The sequence below is a fragment of the Streptococcus sp. Z554 genome (assembly GCF_053010305.1).
Genome location: NZ_JBRKNV010000004.1, coordinates 119,177 through 139,578, shown reverse-complemented (window position 1 = coordinate 139,578; position 20,402 = coordinate 119,177). Strand labels below are relative to the sequence as shown.

At 39.5% G+C, this 20,402-nt stretch carries 18 protein-coding genes; 4 read left to right on the top strand and 14 right to left on the bottom strand.

Translation table 11 applies throughout. From position 1 onward, the window contains the following. Positions 1 to 128: 128 nt before the first annotated feature. The 7 genes from ACVC7R_RS05310 to rpsO form a co-directional block, all read right to left on the bottom strand. Complete coding sequence (locus ACVC7R_RS05310; protein ID WP_447263856.1) at positions 129 to 1,508, bottom strand: VWA domain-containing protein; 1,380 nt, start codon at positions 1,506 to 1,508, stop codon at positions 129 to 131. A gap of 237 nt (positions 1,509 to 1,745) precedes the next feature. Continuing rightward, positions 1,746 to 3,089 (bottom strand): DEAD/DEAH box helicase, encoded by a 1,344-nt coding sequence (locus ACVC7R_RS05305; RefSeq protein ID WP_447263855.1) that lies wholly within the window; start codon positions 3,087 to 3,089, stop codon positions 1,746 to 1,748. Between the two features lie 152 nt (positions 3,090 to 3,241). Continuing rightward, positions 3,242 to 3,937, bottom strand: coding sequence for an alpha/beta hydrolase-fold protein (locus tag ACVC7R_RS05300; RefSeq protein ID WP_447263854.1), 696 nt, complete (start codon positions 3,935 to 3,937; stop codon positions 3,242 to 3,244). Beyond that, positions 3,918 to 4,928 carry an ABC transporter substrate-binding protein gene (locus ACVC7R_RS05295; RefSeq protein ID WP_447263853.1) on the bottom strand — a complete coding sequence of 337 codons (1,011 nt, stop codon included), beginning with the start codon at positions 4,926 to 4,928 and terminating at the stop codon, positions 3,918 to 3,920. Before ACVC7R_RS05295 ends, ACVC7R_RS05300 begins: the two co-directional genes overlap by 20 nt. A gap of 23 nt (positions 4,929 to 4,951) precedes the next feature. Beyond that, positions 4,952 to 5,707 carry an ABC transporter ATP-binding protein gene (locus tag ACVC7R_RS05290; protein ID WP_447263852.1) on the bottom strand — a complete coding sequence of 252 codons (756 nt, stop codon included), beginning with the start codon at positions 5,705 to 5,707 and terminating at the stop codon, positions 4,952 to 4,954. 1 nt (position 5,708) lies between these two features. Beyond that, positions 5,709 to 6,755 (bottom strand): FecCD family ABC transporter permease, encoded by a 1,047-nt coding sequence (locus ACVC7R_RS05285; RefSeq protein WP_447263851.1) that lies wholly within the window; start codon positions 6,753 to 6,755, stop codon positions 5,709 to 5,711. A gap of 695 nt (positions 6,756 to 7,450) precedes the next feature. Next, on the bottom strand, positions 7,451 to 7,720 hold the full coding sequence (rpsO, locus tag ACVC7R_RS05280) for a 30S ribosomal protein S15 (RefSeq protein WP_001018251.1): 270 nt from the start codon (positions 7,718 to 7,720) through the stop codon (positions 7,451 to 7,453). Between the two features lie 205 nt (positions 7,721 to 7,925). Here rpsO and ACVC7R_RS05275 point away from each other — a divergent pair, with 205 nt between their 5' ends. Then, complete coding sequence (locus tag ACVC7R_RS05275; protein ID WP_447263850.1) at positions 7,926 to 8,300, top strand: hypothetical protein; 375 nt, start codon at positions 7,926 to 7,928, stop codon at positions 8,298 to 8,300. Between the two features lie 317 nt (positions 8,301 to 8,617). Beyond that, the gene (gene thrS, locus ACVC7R_RS05270) at positions 8,618 to 10,561 is read left to right on the top strand and encodes a threonine--tRNA ligase (RefSeq protein ID WP_447263849.1); all 1,944 of its coding nucleotides are present in this window, start codon (positions 8,618 to 8,620) and stop codon (positions 10,559 to 10,561) included. 362 nt (positions 10,562 to 10,923) lie between these two features. On the opposite strand, the gene ACVC7R_RS05265 is transcribed toward thrS, so the two are convergent. The 6 genes from ACVC7R_RS05265 to ACVC7R_RS05240 all read right to left on the bottom strand — a co-directional run bounded on the left by ACVC7R_RS05265 (position 10,924) and on the right by ACVC7R_RS05240 (position 17,499). Further along, positions 10,924 to 11,985: a DUF389 domain-containing protein gene (locus ACVC7R_RS05265; protein WP_447263848.1), complete on the bottom strand. Its 1,062-nt coding sequence runs from the start codon at positions 11,983 to 11,985 to the stop codon at positions 10,924 to 10,926. 278 nt (positions 11,986 to 12,263) lie between these two features. Then, positions 12,264 to 12,566, bottom strand: a complete 303-nt coding sequence (locus ACVC7R_RS05260; RefSeq protein WP_447263847.1) for a DUF898 family protein — start codon at positions 12,564 to 12,566, stop codon at positions 12,264 to 12,266. Positions 12,567 to 12,627: 61 nt separating this feature from the next. Beyond that, on the bottom strand, positions 12,628 to 14,619 hold the full coding sequence (locus ACVC7R_RS05255) for an ABC transporter permease (RefSeq protein WP_447263846.1): 1,992 nt from the start codon (positions 14,617 to 14,619) through the stop codon (positions 12,628 to 12,630). A 1-nt stretch (position 14,620) separates the two neighbouring features. After that, positions 14,621 to 15,379, bottom strand: coding sequence for an ABC transporter ATP-binding protein (locus tag ACVC7R_RS05250; RefSeq protein WP_006152604.1), 759 nt, complete (start codon positions 15,377 to 15,379; stop codon positions 14,621 to 14,623). Positions 15,380 to 15,854: 475 nt separating this feature from the next. Continuing rightward, the gene (locus ACVC7R_RS05245) at positions 15,855 to 16,829 is read right to left on the bottom strand and encodes a sensor histidine kinase (protein WP_447263845.1); all 975 of its coding nucleotides are present in this window, start codon (positions 16,827 to 16,829) and stop codon (positions 15,855 to 15,857) included. Beyond that, positions 16,822 to 17,499, bottom strand: a complete 678-nt coding sequence (locus ACVC7R_RS05240) for a response regulator transcription factor (RefSeq protein ID WP_000548968.1) — start codon at positions 17,497 to 17,499, stop codon at positions 16,822 to 16,824. Before ACVC7R_RS05240 ends, ACVC7R_RS05245 begins: the two co-directional genes overlap by 8 nt. 95 nt (positions 17,500 to 17,594) lie before the next feature. Here ACVC7R_RS05240 and ACVC7R_RS05235 point away from each other — a divergent pair, with 95 nt between their 5' ends. Together ACVC7R_RS05235 and ACVC7R_RS05230 are read left to right on the top strand one after the other, a co-directional pair. After that, positions 17,595 to 18,671, top strand: a complete 1,077-nt coding sequence (locus ACVC7R_RS05235; protein ID WP_447263873.1) for a DUF2974 domain-containing protein — start codon at positions 17,595 to 17,597, stop codon at positions 18,669 to 18,671. Between the two features lie 104 nt (positions 18,672 to 18,775). After that, positions 18,776 to 19,405, top strand: coding sequence for an MBL fold metallo-hydrolase (locus ACVC7R_RS05230; RefSeq protein WP_447263844.1), 630 nt, complete (start codon positions 18,776 to 18,778; stop codon positions 19,403 to 19,405). 213 nt (positions 19,406 to 19,618) lie between these two features. Here the strand turns inward: ACVC7R_RS05230 and ACVC7R_RS05225 are convergent, their stop codons facing one another. Beyond that, entirely contained in the window at positions 19,619 to 20,383 is a 765-nt protein-coding gene (locus ACVC7R_RS05225) for a hypothetical protein (protein ID WP_447263843.1), read from the bottom strand. Between the last annotated feature and the right edge of the window lie 19 nt (positions 20,384 to 20,402).

Sequence of the window (20,402 nt, the reverse complement as noted above, 5' to 3'; positions counted from 1 at the left end):
TAATTTCAGCGTTTTTATTTTCTTTATAGCACCAATTTAACAACAAAAATCTTAATTCCAGAATCAAAAAAACACCTGATAAAGCCTATATAGCTCTAATTCAGGTGTTTTGTTTTTATTAATTTATCTTAGTGTTTTTTTAATTTTCTGTTTCCTAGGGCTAATCCAAGTCCAGCGAACAATAGACCAAGTCCCATGAGACTTTGATTTCTTGTATCATTGCTTCCAGTTTCAGGAAGTTTAGCTGGTTCTGGTTTGTAAGCAGTAGGTGCTGGTTTAGGAGTTGCTTTCTGCTCCAAAACTGGCACAGTTGTACGACGTTCTAAGTAGAATTGGTAGCTGTCTTTTGTTACCTTGTATTGACGGCCTTCACCGACTGTTTCCACAATCCATGAAGCTGCATCCTTAGTTAAAGAGTCAGCCAAGTTACGATCAATATCCATTAAACGTCCCTCAGACACAAAATCTTTATAGTTTCGTTGATTATAAAAGGTTGTTGCTACGATCCTATCAATACCAGCTTTTTTCAGAGTTGTTAATGTCTCAGCGATAGATGGAATTGACGGATCTTCTTTCATCCTAGCATCTGTTAACAACACCACAAACTTTTTATTTTTTGGTGACTTAGACCAGTCGTAAGTAGAAACAATCTTTGTGAGAGCAGGAGTTGCTGTTTCAGGAGAATCTCCCCCATGTGCAATCTTAATTTTTTCTAAAGCTTTTTCAAGTTCAACTGGATCTGTTGTAAAATAAGTCTCACCAAATTTCGTTAGAATTGTATCTTCGTCAGTTTTTCCTAATCGACGTCCGTATACTTCATCACTATATGTAGCTAATCCAAAACGTGCCGCTACTCCATCTTTGGCAAGATTTCTTGCAAACTCATTGACATTTTTACGAACAGTATTAATGGTTCCACCCATAGATCCTGAACGGTCAACCACGAAAACAATATCAGCTGCTCCTGCTTTTTTAACAGTTGGTGGTGTTTTAGTTATTTCCACAGTTGTTGTCTTGTCTACTCGTTCGTACTGAGTAAATGTATTTCCTTTTTCATCCTTGCCAGTTACTGTACCTTCAGTAGTCGTCGTTGCTGGTGCCGGAATTGTCTCATCTTTAGATGCAATCACTTCTGTTTTTGAAACTTCTGCAGTCGCTGTTTCTACATGGACTTTTTGATTGCCTTCTTGACTTTCTTTGACATTAATAGGTGATAGTTTGGTAGAAACATCAATCAAATCTCCTGGTTTTGCTTCTGATTCTTTTACAACAGGTTTCTCACTTTCTGCTACAATTTCTGCTTTCGCCTCTTTAATTGGTGATTTGACTTCTTCTACTGCTTTTGGCGTCTCAGTTACCTTAGTAATTTCACTTGACGGAACCTTACTAGTTTCATCAGCAGCAACTTGTCCAAGTTGTGCAAAAGCAAAGAGGATAGCCACAGATGCCAATCCAACTTTCATCTTACGCAATGAAAAACGTTCTTGCTTAAACATTCCTTTTGCCATAATGACCTCTTTTCTTTAACAGATTTAATATTTTTTTAAAATCTGTTTTTTTTTAGAATAACATAAATCACTACAATTTACAAGCGTTTACTTGAGAGACTTTGTAACTAAAAAAACGATAGTATCAATATTTAAAGATAATTTTTGTTCCAAGTTTCAAAGCATCATTTCCTATAATTCTTATCTTATTGAGATTTTAAAAAACAGTAAAACCGCTTAGTTCTACTGTTCTCATTTTTAAAATGTCTGACGTTTAGCCTTACGTTCTGCACGTCCACGGGCACGACTTTCTGCTCGCTTAGTCTTCCGACGTTTTTCATCAACAGCCCACTGGATTTTCTTTTTATAGCCAGGCTTGATCTTTTTCTTTTTCTTTTTAACCAGACCAATCATCTCAGTATCAAGCTTATCCTGTCTCTTTTCACGGTTGGCACGACGGTCACGGTCATAAGTGTCTTGGAATTCTCCGTCTTTAACAACCTTAGGTACAAACTTGATTCCCAATTTCTCTAACTCACGAATATCAGAGTCATCGCTTGGCTGATAAAGGGTAATGGCTGTACCTGGTAGACCATTACGTCCAGTTCGTCCAACACGGTGGACAAAGAAGGACAAGTCTTGTGGAATGGCATCATTGATAACGTGGCTGACACCTTCGATATCAATCCCACGCGCCGCCAAGTCAGTTGCGACGATATACTCAAAATCAAGATTTTTCACCTGATTCATGATCCGTTTGCGTTCACGAGGTGCAATATCTCCATGGATCTTAGCCACCTTTAAGCCTTGAGCTGTTAGGTATGTATGCAATTCATCTGCCCGCGTCTTGGTATTGACAAAAATCATGGCTAGATATGGTTGCATAACTTGAGTCAACTCATAAATCTGAGCATTCTTGTCACGACCCTTGGTCGAAATCAACCAGTTGTCAATGGTATCAGAGATAACTGTCTTGGTCTTGATTTTCTCCATGACAGGATTTGACAAGTATTTCTTCAAAAATGGTTGTAGTTTTTGTGGAATAGTTGCTGAAAAGACCATGAACTGCAAGTCCTTAGGAAGACTACCTGCAATCTTATCAACTGTTTCCAAGAATCCCATATCCAAGGTCATGTCGGCTTCATCGACTACAAAGGTCTTAGCCTTGTGAATGGCTAGATCGCCTGATTTTACCAAGTCGTAGATACGACCTGGAGTTCCAATAACGATATGAGGTTGGTTGCTAGCCAGTTTTTCAATCTGACGCGCCTTGTCTGTTCCACCAACGTAGTTAACGACACGTACTTCCACATCCGAATGAGCTGCAATCTGACGAGCTGCTTGGTAAATCTGCGTTGCCAATTCACGACTTGGAGCTGTGATAACTGCCTGCACACTATCGCTTTCTTCATCCAATTGTTGGAAAATCGGTAACAGGAAGGTATGAGTCTTCCCTGAACCTGTTTTGGATTCACCAACCAAGTCACGACCTGCCAGAACAATAGGAATCAACTTTTCCTGCACCTCGGTAGGAGTCGTAAACTTCAACTCCTCCAAGGCTTTTTCTATATAGTTTTTAAATTTAAATTGTGTAAATGACATAATTTCCTCGATTCTATCTATCTACTCATTATACCATAATTTCGTTTATAACAGGGGCTGGATTTCCGTCAAGAATAATACCATGAACATTTTATCAACCAAGCATACATAAGAAACACTCCTAGTTACCATGAACAAGGAGTGTTATCAGGTTACTTAAGCTTCCATTCTTCTCTCAACCAATCACAAAAATAGTGGTAGCGTTGGTCGAGGGCTTCATGATGCCCATAAGCATCAAATGTCGAATAAGTTGAAGGGACTTTCTCTGAAATCAAATCATGTAAATCTCTGGCATACATAGGAGCCTTAGACAGTCGATTGGAATGATTAGCACCTTCTGTCTGCCCATTTTGCAGATAAATCAGACTTTGATTCTGTATCAAGGTATGTCCCCTACAAAAGTCTATAAAGCCTGGATACCAGAAGGAACCACAGATAGAGAAGATACAGGCAATAGGAAGATGACTACTATAGAGACTATAAACGGCAGCCAGACCTCCAAGCGAATAGCCACCATAAGCAATTCTGCTTTCATCAAGTAAATAGTCTTTTTTTAGAGTTGTTAAAATTCCCTGAAAGAGCTTCTGATGGTATTCATCTCCCCTCCCACCAAAATCTGGAACCCCTTCTTTCAAAGCACTAGCCTTCCAAGGTGTAAAGTCATCCAGACGATTTTCTGGGATCAAACCCACCAAAATCACAGATTGGGATAGTTCTGACAAATAGTCCAATTGCCCATCATTTAACAGAACCATTGGGTAGGCTTGTTGAGGATCATAGTTTGAAGGAAGACTGATCCTAACTCGAATCCCCTCCCAGTTAAACTCCTTATTTCTTGATAAAGTCATTGATTTTTTCAAGGGAATCAATCACTGCAGGACCGTAATCCATCAACTCATCGTAAGAGATAGTCATGATTTTTTTATTTTTGATTGCTGGTACATTTTCTAAAACAGCATTTGCCTTCATCAAATCCACTGCTTTTTCATCTAACTTTTGATTACGATCGCTGGTTACATAGATAATCAACTCTGGATCCATTGACACTAGATTTTCCAGGGTCAAGCCAGAAGTTCCTGTTGCGACATTGGTATAACCAAGTTGGTTGAGCAAGCTTTCTTGTAGGGCTGACTTGTAGGCACCAAAGGTTTCATCATTGTAAGCTACCATGATCAAAGCCTTTTTCTTTTCACCCTGTGAATCTGGGTTGGCTTTTTTAACCGCATCGATTTTAGCTTGTAATTGCTCTGCGTATTGATTCGCCTTGTCTTGGACATTGAAAATGGTACCAAGATTCTTCACATCTTCGACGATATTTCCTAAATCTTGTTGGATAGTTGAAAGTGAAGCTTTTTGCGTATAAACAGGGATTTTGTTTTCATTCCAAGCACTAATGGTTCCCATTGACTTTTCAGAAAACATCATGTTGCGTCCCATCAAGGCATCTGGTTCATAAGAAAGAACTGTTTCTTGTGAGACAGATTTTTTATCGCCAATGTGAGGGATGGCTTCAATAGCATCCTTGTATTTACCAGTTACGGCATTATCAGGATTGAGCATGCCAGCAATTTTATCTTGCAAACCGAGTTCAAGCAGGATTTCAGTTGTTGAGAGGTTGTTGGTGATGACCTTTTCAGGTGCCTTTTCAAAGACTTGTTCGACTTCATTTCCTTTAGCATCATAAGTTTTGATGGTTACAGGATAGCTGGTTTCTGTATTAGCTTTTTGACTAGCTTCTGTTGTAGCCGGTGCCGTTGCTGTTTCTTTAGATGCGTTACCACAAGCTGCCAAAGATAAGGTAGCTACTGTTACAAGTAAAATACTAAGTGTTTTTTTCATGTTTTTATTTTCCTTTTTAGTTTTTATAAATAGTGAATCATGGCTTGCTGATCTTCTGTCCAAGTTACCTTACTTTGAACGCCATAGACAGCCTGCAATGACTCGGGTGTGATGGTCTCTTTTGGAGTTCCTTGGTAAACAATCTCCCCTTCTTTCATTAGGTAGAGATAGTCTGAATAGCGACAAGCTAGCTGAATATCATGCAAGACAGCTAGCACGTTGATCTGAAGATTTTTGACAATGGTCAATAAGTCTAGCTGATACTTGATATCCAAATGATTGGTCGGTTCATCTAAGAGCAAGAGGGTTGGCTCTTGGGCCAAGGCGCGTGCTAACAGAACCCGCTGCTTCTCTCCTCCTGACAAAGAAGAGTAGAGTCGATTTCTCTTTTCGAGCATATCTACCTTGACCAAAGCATCCTCAACCAAAGCAAAGTCTCTGTCTGTTTCCTTTTGCAAGAAAGAGAGATGGGGTGTTCTACCCAGCATGACAATCTCCTCAACCGTACAATCAAACTGAAGTTGATTAAACTGCGTGATAACTGCCATCTGCTTTGCCGTTTCTTTGACGCTCATTTGGTCTAGAGGCTTCCCATCTAAAGAAATCAATCCCTGATTTGGCTTTTCCAGTCGATAGAAGAGTTTCAGCAAGCTGGTCTTTCCACTTCCATTTGGTCCCAAAATAGTATGAAATTGCTTTCCCTCAAGTTTAAGTGAGACTCCTTTGAGAATCTTTTTTTCTCCGATTCCAAAGTGAATATCCTGACACATTAAGTCCATATCAGACCTTCACCTCCCCTCGTCTACTTGCAACCATATAGATAAAGAAGGGTGCTCCTACTAGGGCCGTGAAAATTCCAATCGGTAGTTCAGCATTTTGAATCAGAATGCGAGCAAAGACATCTGCCCAGACGACAAAGAGGGCGCCTAGTAAGGTTGCAATCGGAAAAAGCCTTTTGTAATTTGTCCCTACCAAACTTCGGGCTAGATGAGGTGTAATCAAACCGACAAAACCGATGATCCCACAAGTCGAAACTAGGACTGCCGTCATCACAGCTACAATCGTCACATAGAGATACCAGTAAAAACGTAGGGGAATCCCCAAGGTCAAAGCCCCCTCATCTCCCATCATCATGGCATTGAAAACACGATATTGAGTGGAGAAAAATAAAAAGGCTAGTCCCACGATTATAGTTGGTAAGGTTAAGTGTCCCCAAGAGGTTCCCGCTAAAGAACCCATAGTCCAAAACTTGATGGTCATAACACTGTCAGCATTGGCACCAATAGAGATAATAAAGTTTGAAAAAGCCAAAAAGAGTGCATTGACAACTGTCCCCGATAGGATTAAGCTAGAAGTTGTCATCCTGCCCTGCATCGATGCAATGAGAAGAACTGCAAGCGTTGCTAAAATCGCACCAAGGAAAGAACCTAAACCAATCATAACTTTAAATCCAAGAATAATACTCAAAGTTGCTCCAAAGGTTGCCCCGGCAGAAATTCCTAAGACATAGGGCTCTGCGATTGGATTATTGACGGTTGACTGCATGACACTGCCACACATGGAAAGGCCTGCACCCACAATCAAACCAAGAAAAACCCGTGGCAATCTCATATTCCAAACAATAGCAAGCGTAGACCTTGAGATATCTCCTATCTCAAAAGGAGTCCCTAACTGACTCAAAATGATCCGATAGGTATCACTCAAGCTGATTTGAACAGAACCCATAGAAACTGCCAGAAACAAAGAAATTCCCAAAGCTCCGAGCAAGATAGCTAGGAGAAAAACATATCGCAGGTTTTGATGGCTTCCAGAAAATTTGGAAAGCATGAAACCCTCCCTTAATAAAAATTAAAAATTTAGACAATTTTCATAATTAGTATACCACATTTCCAAAGCAGGAACAAGACACAAAAAAAGCCCTCTGAAGTCAGAGAGCTGAAGATTGTACAAAAATTTTAGTGAAACAAAAAATCCCCCCGAAGGGAGATCATTCTGGTTTATTTTACCTTACAGTGCTAGGAACCGTAACCGAAGATAATACTTGACTACATCGAGGTAAGGTGACAAAAATAAAAAGCTACTCAACTAGAGTAGCCTTTTTTTCAAGATATGCTCAATTGAACACGGCCTAAGCACTTGGCAAAAACAAAAAGCCCTCTGAAGTCAGAGAGCTGAAGATTGTACAAAAATTTTAGTGAAACAAAAAAATCTCCGCTAAGGGAGATTATTCTGGTTTATTTTACCTTACAGTGCTAGGAACCGTAACCGAAGATAATACTTGAGTATATCGAGGTAAGGTGACAAAATAAAAAAGCTACTCAACTAGAGTAGCCTTATTTTAAAGATGTGCTCAATTGAACACGGCCTAAGCATTTGGAAAAAACAAAAAGCCCTCTGAAGTCAGAGAGCTGATTTGAGCTCGGGCTAAAATCCTAGTGAAAAAGATGAAACTCCTTGTGTTCATCGAACACGGTGTCGTTTCCCTATTTTCATACGGATTTTTAACGCCCTTAGCATCATGATTAGCGACGAAGTCCAAGAGAGTTGATCAACTCACGGTAACGGTTAACGTCGTTTTTACGCAAGTATGCAAGCAAGTTACGACGGCGACCGATTTTCTTCATCAATCCACGGTAAGTAGCGTGGTCTTTTTTGTGTTGTTTGATGTGTTCGTTAAGGTGGTTGATTTCCCAAGTAAGGACAGCAACTTGAACCTCTACTGAACCTGTATCACCTTCGTGACGTGCATATTGTGCAATGATTTCATTTTTTTTCTCTTTTGAGATTGCCATGATGTTTCTCCTTTTTATTTGGCTTCATCCGAGTGACAGGTTGGCATGCCTGTAACCAAGAAGAAGTTATTTGTCTTTACGACATTTCTTATTCTACCAATAACTAAGTTCTTTGTCAACTAATTTACTGTTCTTACCGCAAATGTGCTATAATAGTTATAGGAAGGATATCTAAGTAGACATCTTGAAAAGAGAGGTGATTACCATGCGTAAATACTATCGTTATCTCCCCTACTATTTGGTCATATTTTTCTTTTATTGGCCACTTTATGAGCTGTTATTTTGGACTATTACTAAAAACTATATCTTGGAGGAACTCACCATCAGCAACGTTATTATCTTCTCTCCACTGGTGACTTTCATAGTATCACTATTCTACTCTTATCGTTTCAAGTTCTCAGTTTGGTGGTTAATTGGAGTTGGAATCCTCTTTTGCTTTACCATCATTACTTTCGGAGAATTTATCCTTCTCTACTTCCTAGCCTATGAAATCTTTGCCCTCGCGGGTATGGCTGTCGGTGCCGCTATTAAGAATATAGTGCAAAAACTGAAAAATAAAAAACTTTCACAAAAACCTTGAAAAATCTCGCAATCATGCTATAATAATGCATAGAGACAAGTCACTTAGAACCTTTCTACCAGAGAGTGCGTGGTTGCTGAGAACGCATAGAAAGACTATATTGATACTACTCTACTGACTTTTATGCAAACATAAAACGGTGGCTACGTTAGAGCCAATCAGAGGTGTCCCTCTTTTTTGAGGAGCATAAATGAAGGTGGAACCACGTTGCGACGTCCTTTTTGGATGTCGCTTTTTGTTTTTCTTGATTTAAGACTGCAAAATAGGGAAACACTTCTGCTTTAGAAATAATGGATAACCAAAATAAGGAGAACATCATGATTAAGATTACTTTCCCAGATGGCGCTGTTCGTGAATTCGAATCTGGCGTTACAACTTTTGAAATTGCTCAATCAATTAGCAATTCCCTTGCTAAAAAAGCTCTAGCTGGTAAATTTAACGGCAAACTCATCGACACGACTCGTGCAATCACTGAAGACGGAAGCATCGAAATCGTGACACCAGATCACGAAGATGCATTGGATATCTTGCGTCACTCAGCTGCTCACTTATTTGCCCAAGCCGCTCGTCGCCTTTTCCCAGACATTCACTTGGGTGTTGGTCCAGCTATCGAAGATGGTTTCTACTACGATACAGATAATGAAGCTGGTCAAATCTCTAACGAAGATCTTCCTCGTATCGAAGAAGAAATGCAAAAAATCGTGAAAGAAAACTTCCCATCTATTCGTGAGGAAGTGACTAAAGATGAAGCGCGTGAAATCTTCAAAAATGATCCATACAAATTGGAACTGATTGAAGAGCACTCAGAAGACGAAGGTGGTTTGACCATCTACCGCCAAGGTGAATATGTGGACCTCTGCCGTGGCCCACACGTTCCTTCAACAGGCCGTATCCAAATCTTCCACCTTCTCCATGTAGCTGGTGCTTACTGGCGTGGAAATAGCGACAACGCCATGATGCAACGGATCTATGGTACAGCTTGGTTTGACAAGAAAGACTTGAAGAACTATCTTCAAATGCGTGAAGAAGCCAAAGAACGTGACCACCGTAAACTTGGTAAAGAGCTTGACCTCTTCATGATTTCTCAAGAAGTCGGCCAAGGACTTCCATTCTGGTTGCCAAATGGTGCGACTATTCGTCGTGAGTTGGAGCGCTACATCGTAGACAAAGAGTTGGCTTCAGGCTACCAACACGTCTACACTCCACCACTTGCTTCTGTAGAACTTTACAAGACTTCTGGTCACTGGGATCATTACCAAGAAGATATGTTTCCAACTATGGATATGGGTGACGGTGAAGAATTCGTCCTACGTCCAATGAACTGCCCACACCACATCCAAGTCTTTAAACACCATGTTCACTCTTACCGTGAGTTGCCAATCCGTATCGCTGAAATCGGTATGATGCACCGCTATGAGAAATCAGGTGCCCTCACAGGTCTTCAACGTGTACGTGAAATGTCTCTTAACGACGGTCACCTCTTTGTGACTCCAGAACAAATCCAAGAAGAATTCCAACGTGCCCTTCAGTTGATTATCGATGTTTATGAAGATTTCAACTTGACTGAGTACCGCTTCCGTCTCTCTCTTCGTGACCCTCAAGATACTCACAAGTACTTCGACAACGATGAGATGTGGGAAAATGCACAAACCATGCTTCGTGCAGCCCTTGATGAAATGGGCGTTGACTACTTTGAAGCTGAAGGTGAAGCTGCCTTCTACGGTCCAAAATTGGATATCCAGGTTAAGACTGCCCTTGGTAAAGAAGAAACCCTTTCTACAATCCAGCTTGACTTCTTGCTCCCAGAACGTTTCGACCTTAAATACATCGGAGCTGATGGTGAAGAGCACCGTCCAGTTATGATTCACCGTGGGGTTATCTCAACGATGGAACGCTTCACAGCGATCTTGATTGAAAACTACAAGGGTGCCTTCCCAACATGGCTGGCACCACATCAAGTAACCCTCATCCCAGTATCTAATGAGAAACATGTGGACTACGCTTGGGAAGTGGCTAAGAAGCTCCGTGACCGTGGGGTTCGTGCTGATGTGGATGAACGTAATGAAAAAATGCAATTCAAGATCCGTGCATCACAAACTAGCAAGATTCCTTACCAATTGATCGTTGGTGACAAGGAAATGGAAGACGGAACTGTCAACGTTCGTCGCTATGGACAAAAAGAAACCAACACTGTCCCAGTAGATGAGTTTGTAGCCGCAATCCTTGCTGATATCGCCAACAAATCACGAGTTGAGAAATAAAACGATTATAGTCTGAGAAATATTTTTCAATAAGAAGAGAGGCTGGGACAAAAGTCCTAGCCTCTTAATTTTCTTTGGATTGTCGAGCAAGACGCAGTGGTTGAGTGGGCTCTACTACGCTGATTTCATCAGCTTTTACAGCCCTACTCAACTGTGCGGAGGTGGGACGACGAAATCGAATTCTAACGAATTACCGATTTCTGTCCCACTCTCTTTTTTATATTTTGTTTAACCTGACTCAGTAGTGATTGGTCAACTCACTAAAAATGCTATCCTCATCAACAATCCTTTCTATCCATTAACTTTTGGATATAGGATATCCTCCCAAGATTTGCTCTCATGAATTAGACAAGTCAATATCCTCAATCCTTGTCTGCTTCATTGTCTGCTTCATTTTCTTTTGCGCGATCGTTTTGTGAATCTTTTTCAGAGAGTTTTTGTTCGATATACTTGTCAATGTTTTCGTAAAATTCCTTGACCGTCTCACTATCTAATTTTTCCGAATTATGGAATTGCTTGACTTTCAATTGAACAGATTCAATACCGTAAGAGGCTTGTTTTTGGCGAATTGTTTCTAATTCTTCTTCTGAAATCGGATCTCCAACAACAGTCAAGACCAATTCATTATTACTTGACTCGTAAACTTGATTAATGACCGTATAATTGGCGAACTCTTTTCCTACGAACTGTTTGATCTCTTGTTTTCGTTTTTCATTCATCGTCAGAGTGACTGCTGAATAGCTGGCTGGAAGGACCAATAATACAATCAAGGATATCAACCCAATTCTAATTTTAATGTTTAGCTCATTAAATGAACTTAAGGCAGATTTTTTCATCATAATTCTTGTTCCAACAATGTTGGCTAGCATGATAAAGCCACAGTTGATCAAGAAAAGATAAAGGGCCCCAAATAAAAATCGAACATTTCCATTAGCTAAACCATATCCTGCAGTGCAGATAGGTGGCATCAGAGCTGTTGCGATGGCTACTCCTGGTACGATATTGTTTGCTTCTTTTTTCCTTGAACCAATGACACCTGCTATCCCACCCGCAATAGCAATGAGAACATCCCAAATGGTTGGAGAGGTTCGTGCAATCAACTGGCTACTTGCATAAGATAAGGGAGAAATCCAGAAATACAGAGCCGATACAAGCAAACTGACCAATACTTGAGTAAATAAAACCTTTAGAGATTGCTCAATTAAACGCGTATCAAAAATAGCTAAACCAAACCCCATTCCAGCAATCGGTGTCATAAGAGGGGAAATCAGCATAGCTCCAATAACGACAGCTGTTGAATTCATATTTAGGCCTATAGAGGCAATAAAAATCGAACACATTAAAATCAATATATTACTTAATCGAACATGAAGGTCATCATATAATTTCTCACGGTATTCCCGTGTTGAATAGTTTCCGGTCATTGGTTACTCCTTTTATTTCATATAATCTTGTTTCTGCATGGATGATGGTAGAGAGACTTCTGTCCAAACTGACATGTTTTTAATTCTCATCTGTCATTCTTTTGAAAATGATCCCTTGAATATCCATCAGTCTATCCTAACTATTATATCAAAAATTTGACGGTCTTTCTCTGAAGAAATCAATTAATTTAAAAGATAGAGAAAGGAAGAAATTTTTGTATCCTTATCCGAAGAAGAAAAAACGATATCTCCTCGAAAAGAAGATACCGTTTTAATGTTTAAATATGATGAGTGTGTTTGACAATCCATTGCTCCATTTTTATTTTCAACCAGAAGCCATAGATTCCAAACGTGATGATGGTTAGAAGAAACCACTTGATCCAGTTACCAAACAGTTGTGCTCCAGTCCCGTCAAAGTATAGACGTTGACCATCTACAACCGTGTGTTTGGTTTTCCAATTTTGCATCATGCAAACTGCCCAAGGTGTTGCGATACCCAAGGTAAGACTGCAAATTATGGCTACTAAGATAGAGTATCCGATATAATCTAGGATTCCTCCGTCAAAATAACTTTCTTTCATTTTTGCCTCCTTTATTTTTTGGACTATATTCTAGTCGTTTTCTAGTATAACATTCTTTTTTTTACATTTGGACAATCTTACGATAACTTCTTGAAGTAATCATAAAGATTAAAACATAGATAAGGGCAAAGATACCACAGATAGAAAGTGTTACACTTAGCATCATAGCTGTATCGACAACGCCAATAACCTTGAGAATCAAACTTAACATATGATAGGCAAAAGCCAAGTGTAGGAAAGCAAAGATTACAGGGAGGAAGAAAACAGTCAAGACTTGCTTATTAATGGTTTGCTTGATTTGTTTTTGGTCTAAACCAACTTTTTGTAAAATCACAAAGCGGTCACGGTCTTCATAACCTTCTGAGATTTGTTTGTAGTAAATGACCAGTATAGTACCTACCATAAAGATGATGGAGAGGAAAATACCGATAAAGAGTACTCCTCCAAAGAGAGCGTTCATTTGGGTAATTGCATCACTTGCAGTATTTCCACCGTATACCATACCCTCTTTACTCTGGAGATTATGACTAAAATTATTCACATACTCATCAAAATCATCAGCTAGCTTTAACTGCTCCTCTTGACTGGCGGTTACATCCATGCCACCGTATAACTGAGTATAGATAGCAGAATCTTGGTATTTTTCTAAAAAGCTCTGTAGATTTGAAACGACAAGGTAGTTATAATCTGAGATCAAGAGAACATACTGGTTTGAAACATGATTGATGATAAAATCTTGCTGGATTTCTTTCTTGATACGATACTCTTGATTGTTAAGGCTAAATGCTTTCTGACCTTTTAGTTGGTCATTTTTAGCCCACAGTCCGACTTCATTATCCGTTAAACCAAGCTTTTGTCCAGTCATTTTTTCATAGTCTTTTTGGTCAAAAACTAGAAAAACTGTCTTGGGCATAACGTTGTTTTGCCCTTTTTCAAAGATGGTTAATTTGGTCCCATCTTGACTAGAAAGACCGAAACTTGAAAAGCTGAGAACATCCTTATTGCTGATCGTTAGGTTCTTTTCACTGGCATATTGACTCAATAGTTGGTCTAAATCCTCAACTGCTACATTTTGCCCCTTAACATCAAAATCGTGAGGATACATGAGTTTTTTCATATTCTCAGATCCGTTATAGATACTTGTTGCTGCAGACATGGTCACCAAAACCATGGTTGAAAGGATGGCAATGGTTGCTAAACCGACAGCATTTTTCTTCATACGGAAGATAAGGTTAGAAACAGAGATGAGGTTGTTGGGTTGGTAGTAATAACGCTTGTTTTTCTTGAGCAACTGCAAGAAAACGGTAATTCCAGCATTAAACAAGAGGTAGGTAGCAATAATGACCAATATAACAGCGATAAAGAATGTAGCGATTGCTTTCATAACATCTGTAACGCTTTGTGCTAGATAGTAGCCACTACCTAGAGCAATTAACCCTACAAGTGTTTGAAGGACTAGGAAACGGCCTTTCTTTTCACCTTTTGCTTTCTCACGAGAGAGTTGGAGTGCATCCATACGGATGATACGTAGGGTATTTAGGAAAACGATGACTAAAAAGATGACTCCAAATACCAGAAGGATTGAAAGCACTACGGACCATTGGAAGGTTGCGACTAGCTCCACCTTCATCTTTGCAAGTTTGAGCAATAAAGCAAAAATCAGATTATCAAAAATGGCGCCAATCCCAATCCCAGCAGTAACTGTTACTAGACCAAAAATCAGGAGTTCCTTAAAGGTCATCCCAATCAAATGGCGCTTTTCTAAGCCTAACATGCCATATACACCCAGTTCTTTGGAACGGTTTTTCATGACAAAGCTATTGGCATAAAGCACGATAACGGCAGAGGCAAATGTTACTACGATAAGTCCAAGTTGTAGGGTAAATTGAATCGCGGACGCTCCACGTAAATCCACAATTTTTGGATTAAAGGCTAGGGAATAAAATAGATAACTGATAGTGACTGCCAAAATAACAGACAGTGCAAAAGGGTAATAGAGTTTGCGGTTTTTGATTAAGTTGGAAATGGCCAACTTATTGGTTAATCGAAACATACTAGTTCACCTCACTCGCCATAACAGTCAAGGTGTCAGAGATTTCTTGGAACATCTGACGATCCGTCTTTTCACCACGATAGATTTGATTGTAGAGAATGCCATCCTTGATGAAAAGGACACGTTTAGCCCTGCTAGCTGCTGCCGTTGAGTGGGTTACCATGAGAATGGTTTGCCCTTGCTCGTTGATCTGATCAAAGATATCCAGGAGGGCTGCAGATGATTTAGAATCTAGAGCTCCTGTTGGCTCATCCGCAAGGAGAATTTCTGGTTCTGTGATGATAGCCCGTGCAACTGCTACCCTTTGTTTTTGTCCGCCAGAGATTTCATAAGGATACTTCTCCTGCAATTGATTGATGCCAAGATTTTCAGCCGTCACGACTAATTTTTTCATCATTTCTGTAATAGGCTTTCTAGACAATACCAAAGGGAGTAAGATATTGTCTTTAACAGAAAGCGTATCTAACAAATTGAAGTCTTGGAAGACAAAACCTAACTTTTCACGACGGAAGCTTGATGCTTCAGAATTTTTAATGGTGGCTGTGTCAGTTCCGTTTAGGAAGACCTGCCCACGCGTTGGCTTGTCAAGCATAGCAAGAATATTGAGTAGAGTAGATTTTCCAGATCCAGACTCACCCATGATAGCGACGTAGTCGCCTTTTTCAACGGTAAAGTGAATATCTTTCAGGGCTTCTACTTGGTTGCCTTGAAAGCGAGTTTTATAAATCTTTTGAACGTGTTTTACATCTAATAGTGTCATTTTAACTTCTCCTTTTTAATATCCCATTAAGTGAAACTGAGCTTGCATCATTTCGATGCCGATTTGAACTCGCTCGATATCCTTTGGACTCGGCTTACTGATTTGTTTCTTTTGTAAAATTGATTTCATGCTTTCTCTCCTTTTTCTTTATGCTATCAGTTTACTCCAAAAAAAGATAGCTTGCCATAACATAACCTTACAAAAGAGGTCTATAATCTTACATTTTTGTAAGATTAAAATTGTTATCTGATTGAAGCCTATTGCCCACCCTATTTGAGGTCTAAAGAAGAGAGTGGGACAGAAATCGGCCATTCGTTAGAATTCGATTTCGTCGTCCCACCTCCGCACAGTTGAGTAGGCTGTAAAAGCTGATGAAATCAGCGTCATAGAGCCCACTCAACCACTGTGTCTTGCACGACAATCCAAAGACAATTGAGAGGCTAGGACTTTTGTCCCAGCCTCTTTATAATTCTTTTCATTCAACCAGTAAATTCACTTCTGAGAACTGAATCCGCACAGTTGTTCCTTGCCCAAGTTCGGATTCTATTCGGATCTGATGTCCCAATGCTTGGCTGATTTTCTGGGTTAGATAGAGCCCAAGTCCAGATGATTGTTGGGTCATGCGACCATTGTAGCCTGAAAATCCACGTTCAAAAACACGCAATTGATCACTGTTTTTGATTCCAATCCCAGTATCCTTGATACAGAGTTCCTGACCGTCCATATAGATTTCAAGACCACCTTCCTTAGTGTACTTGAGGCTGTTTGAGATGATTTGCTCAAGGACCACTAGTAGCCATTTCTTATCTGTAACAATCTTTCTATCCAAATCATGCAGACTGATACTAAGACCTTTCTGAATAAAGAAAAGGGCATATTTACGAATGACTTCCTTGACTAGATCCTCTATATTTTCTTTCTTTAACACTAGATCATCATGGAAACTTTCTAAGCGTAAGTATTGTAGAACGAGGTTGGTATAGGAATCAATCTTAAACATTTCCTGTTCCAACTGTTGTTTCAGTTGGCGATCTTCCACCTCACTCACTAGGAGTTTACTGGCTGCAATGGGTGTTTTTATCTGATGAACCCAGAGTGTATAGTAGTCCACCAAATCATTATAGCGGTTTTCAGCATCTGATTTCTTTTGATAGAGTTCAGATTCACTTTTCTCCAATTTTTCAGTTAGAAGGACTTCCATTGGTGACTTAGCTTTTCTTTCGCCATAGAGCAATTCCTTACGATAACGTTGCAATTCTATCAAGAAATCAAATACCAAAAACAAAAATGTCAAAAATGTAGATAGAAAGAAGAAATAGTTAAAGTAGGGCCCTTGCTTATCAAACAAGATTTCAAAGAGAAAAAGCAAACCTGTAAGCGATAGAATAAAAGCAAAAAAACGGCTACGAGAACGGATATAAGCTAGAAAAAAACTTTTAATATCAAGCATGTTTCAATCCATACCCTATCCCTTTCTTCGTTTCGATAAAACCAATCAAACCTTCTTCCTCCAGTTTCTTGCGCAAGCGAGCGACATTAACAGATAAGGTATTGTCATCGATAAAAAAGTCACTGTTCCAGAGTTCCCGCATCAAATCATCACGCGCTACGATATTTCCTGCATGTTCAAATAAAACCCGCAAAATTTGAAATTCATTCTTTGTTAAACTGATAGCTTTTCCATTGACATGCACATCCATAGACTTAGTATTGAGAATAACTCCAGCATACTCTAGGAGACTTTCATCCCTTCCAAATTCATAAGAGCGGCGCAATAATCCTTGTACCTTAGCTAAAAGGACCTGCTGGTCAAAAGGCTTGGTCACAAAATCGTCAGCTCCCATATTAATAGCCATCACGATGTCCATAGCCTGGTCTCTTGAAGACAGAAACATAATAGGAACTTTGGAAATCTTGCGAATTTCCTGACACCAATGATAACCATTAAAGAGAGGCAATCCAATATCCATCAGGACCAGATGAGGCTCAGACTGAACAAATAACGTCAGAACTTCCATAAAGTCTTCTACCATGACTACTTCAAATCCCCATTCGGAGAGCATTTTCCCAACTTGCTGACGGATTACTGGATCATCTTCTACTAGTAAAATCTTATGCATCTGCTCCTCCTTTTTTTATATTATAGCAAAATTCTTCTGACTACTAGCGAAATTGATGCAAATCTGATATGATAAAAGTTAAGAAAGGAATTCCCATGGCCAATATTTTTGACTATCTAACTGATGTTCAGTACGATTCTTTTTATGATCTTCCCTTAAATGAACTGGATGTACTTGCTTTGACAGAGCTGACTTATCTTCCTTTTGATAATCTATTGGACCAGCCAGTCAATCGTTTAAGTGATGTCGCAACACGTGTCCCTCGAGAAAGTACCATGTTGACCAATAAAGAACGTCTGCAACTTTTAGACCAGCTTGCCCAACACAAACGTTTTAAAAATAGCAAACTCTCTAACTTTGTCAACGAGATTGACACTGAGCAACAGAAACAGTTTGCTGCTATGACCTATCGTCTGAACCTAGATACTTATCTCATTGTCTTTCGTGGTACAGACGATAGTATTATTGGTTGGAAGGAAGATTTCCATATGACCTACATGAAGGAAATTCCTGCCCAAAAACATGCTCTAACCTACCTAGAAGATTTCTTTAAACAATATCCAAAACAAAAAGTACTCATTGCTGGACATTCTAAAGGTGGCAATCTAGCCGTCTATGCCGCAAGTCAAATCCAACCTGATTTGCAGGAAAAAATTTCGGCTATCTACACCTACGATGCTCCTGGTTTGCAGGCTCAACTGACTGAAACCACTGGCTACCAAGACATTATCCCTAAAATTCAGCGTTTTGTACCTCAAGGTTCTGTCATTGGAATGATGCTGGAAGTGCCTGATACTCCTATTGTTGTCAAATCTACGGCTCTTGGAGGTATCGCCCAACACAATACTTTCAGCTGGCTAACTGAAGGACACCACTTTGTTCAACTAGAGGAAATTAGTAGTGAAAGTCTACAAATCAAAGACGCTCTTAAAGAATGGGTGGACAGTGTTCCCGATGAAGAACTCGAACTCTATTTTGATCTCTTTTTCGGAACCATCCTAGAATCTGGAATCACTTCCATCAACGATTTATCTTCTAAAAATGCTATTGACCATGTTCGACAACTTGTTTCTCAAGCCCAGACACTAGAGCCCGAGCAAGTCGAAATCTTAAAAAATCTGACACAACTCCTACTGGATGCACGCTTCCAAGCCTGGAAAAATCATTTTTAAAAAGTTAAAAGTCCCTTCCTTTATGGAGGGACTCTTTTGTTGATTCCTTATTTTGTGCTTCTGTGTTATACTAGAAACTGTAAATCTTTGAAAGAGGAAATCCTATGAAAATCCATAAAACTGTGAATCCTGTCGCCTATGAAAATACTTATTATCTCGAAGAGGAGCAACACCTGATTGTAGTCGATCCTGGTAGCCATTGGGAGGCCATTCGCAAAACTATCGAAAACATCAATAAACCGGTCTGTGCGATTCTCCTGACCCACACCCACTACGACCATATTATGAGTCTTGACTTGGTCAGAGATACTTATGGAAATCCTCCAGTCTATGTGGCAGAAAGTGAAGCTGCTTGGCTCTATACCCCTGTTGATAATCTTTCTGGGCTTCCTCGACACGATGATATGGCGAATGTCGTATGTAAACCAGCTGAGCACACCTTTGTCTTTCATGAGGAATACCAGCTTGAAGACTTCCGCTTCACAGTCTTACCTACTCCAGGCCACTCTATCGGTGGTGTCTCTATCGTCTTTCCTGATGGTCATCTAGTCTTGACAGGAGATGCTCTTTTCCGGGAAACCATTGGCCGAACAGACCTACCTACAGGTAGTATGGAACAACTTCTCCACAGTATCCAAACCCAGCTCTTCACCCTCCCTAACTACGACGTCTATCCAGGGCATGGACCTGCTACGACTATCGCCCACGAAAAAACTTTCAATCCATTTTTCTAGTAATCGAAAAGAGGCTGGGACAAAAGTCTTTTAAATCAAAAAACGCATAATATCAGGTGTTGAAAAACCTTGATACTATGCGTTTTATTGTGGGAAAATTTCCTTCATTTTCTCCTGAAATTGAGTTTTTTCCCAGTCTCTTTTTCGTAGTTTCAATTTCTATATCAACACTTGCTCGGTAGAATCAAAATTGACTAGAAAAATGATTTAAAACTAATTCGCTGTATTTAATTCTTTCCAGTCAATGTTAGACAAATCAAGCTTTTCAGAAGAAATATCTAAAACTTGCTCTGCTTTTTCATTGCCACCGATTTGAATAGTTGCTTCTTTAATCTTCTGTACTCCATTTTTAGTAAACGAATATAGAGCCAGGTTCATTTCTGGACGAGTTGACTGCCAGTCTGCATAAGAGACTTGACCATTTTCGTAAATAACAAAGCCTGAGCGAAAGCCACCTGCAGAAGCTACATATGCTGTGTGAAGTAAACTAGGTTTTTGATTTTCCAAATAGTAAATGGCTGAAACAAATTTTTCATCTCCAATAAGCAACTCGTCTTGACCATCCTTATTCAAATCAAGAAGGGCATATTTAAAGTCTGGTGCATTTTGATAATCCATTCGTGAAAAGATCAGACCATATTCCTCTGAAGCAATCTTATGTTGTTTATTTTCCTCGTATAAATCTTCTCTATTCCCTTGATGTAAAAGCTCTGTATAGTGATTATAACGTTCAATCACTTCTTTATACAAATCTGGTCCCGTTTCCTTCTTATTTTCAGCAGTTGATTGTGACACTTTGGTTGACGAGTCGCTTGTATTTTCAGTCTTTGCTTCTGTTGATGTACTAGACTTATCGTCTTTGGAAACAGATGATAGTTCAGATGAAGGTTCTGTATTGCTATTATTTTTATTGAGACCACAAGATGCCAAAACTGAAATCGAAAAAATAGCTGAAAGCATCATTAAAAATTTCTTCATATTAACCTCGATAGCATTG

What these genes read in the sequence shown, in the direction of transcription:
- ACVC7R_RS05310 (WP_447263856.1), bottom strand. Translation starts at nt 1,508, where the DNA reads ATGGCAAAAGGAATGTTTAAGCAAGAACGTTTTTCATTGCGTAAGATG.
- ACVC7R_RS05305 (WP_447263855.1), bottom strand. Translation starts at nt 3,089, where the DNA reads ATGTCATTTACACAATTTAAATTTAAAAACTATATAGAAAAAGCCTTG.
- ACVC7R_RS05300 (WP_447263854.1), bottom strand. Translation starts at nt 3,937, where the DNA reads ATGACTTTATCAAGAAATAAGGAGTTTAACTGGGAGGGGATTCGAGTT.
- ACVC7R_RS05295 (WP_447263853.1), bottom strand. Translation starts at nt 4,928, where the DNA reads ATGAAAAAAACACTTAGTATTTTACTTGTAACAGTAGCTACCTTATCT.
- ACVC7R_RS05290 (WP_447263852.1), bottom strand. Translation starts at nt 5,707, where the DNA reads ATGGACTTAATGTGTCAGGATATTCACTTTGGAATCGGAGAAAAAAAG.
- ACVC7R_RS05285 (WP_447263851.1), bottom strand. Translation starts at nt 6,755, where the DNA reads ATGCTTTCCAAATTTTCTGGAAGCCATCAAAACCTGCGATATGTTTTT.
- rpsO (WP_001018251.1), bottom strand. Translation starts at nt 7,720, where the DNA reads ATGGCAATCTCAAAAGAGAAAAAAAATGAAATCATTGCACAATATGCA.
- ACVC7R_RS05275 (WP_447263850.1), top strand. Translation starts at nt 7,926, where the DNA reads ATGCGTAAATACTATCGTTATCTCCCCTACTATTTGGTCATATTTTTC.
- thrS (WP_447263849.1), top strand. Translation starts at nt 8,618, where the DNA reads ATGATTAAGATTACTTTCCCAGATGGCGCTGTTCGTGAATTCGAATCT.
- ACVC7R_RS05265 (WP_447263848.1), bottom strand. Translation starts at nt 11,985, where the DNA reads ATGACCGGAAACTATTCAACACGGGAATACCGTGAGAAATTATATGAT.
- ACVC7R_RS05260 (WP_447263847.1), bottom strand. Translation starts at nt 12,566, where the DNA reads ATGAAAGAAAGTTATTTTGACGGAGGAATCCTAGATTATATCGGATAC.
- ACVC7R_RS05255 (WP_447263846.1), bottom strand. Translation starts at nt 14,619, where the DNA reads ATGTTTCGATTAACCAATAAGTTGGCCATTTCCAACTTAATCAAAAAC.
- ACVC7R_RS05250 (WP_006152604.1), bottom strand. Translation starts at nt 15,379, where the DNA reads ATGACACTATTAGATGTAAAACACGTTCAAAAGATTTATAAAACTCGC.
- ACVC7R_RS05245 (WP_447263845.1), bottom strand. Translation starts at nt 16,829, where the DNA reads ATGCTTGATATTAAAAGTTTTTTTCTAGCTTATATCCGTTCTCGTAGC.
- ACVC7R_RS05240 (WP_000548968.1), bottom strand. Translation starts at nt 17,499, where the DNA reads ATGCATAAGATTTTACTAGTAGAAGATGATCCAGTAATCCGTCAGCAA.
- ACVC7R_RS05235 (WP_447263873.1), top strand. Translation starts at nt 17,595, where the DNA reads ATGGCCAATATTTTTGACTATCTAACTGATGTTCAGTACGATTCTTTT.
- ACVC7R_RS05230 (WP_447263844.1), top strand. Translation starts at nt 18,776, where the DNA reads ATGAAAATCCATAAAACTGTGAATCCTGTCGCCTATGAAAATACTTAT.
- ACVC7R_RS05225 (WP_447263843.1), bottom strand. Translation starts at nt 20,383, where the DNA reads ATGAAGAAATTTTTAATGATGCTTTCAGCTATTTTTTCGATTTCAGTT.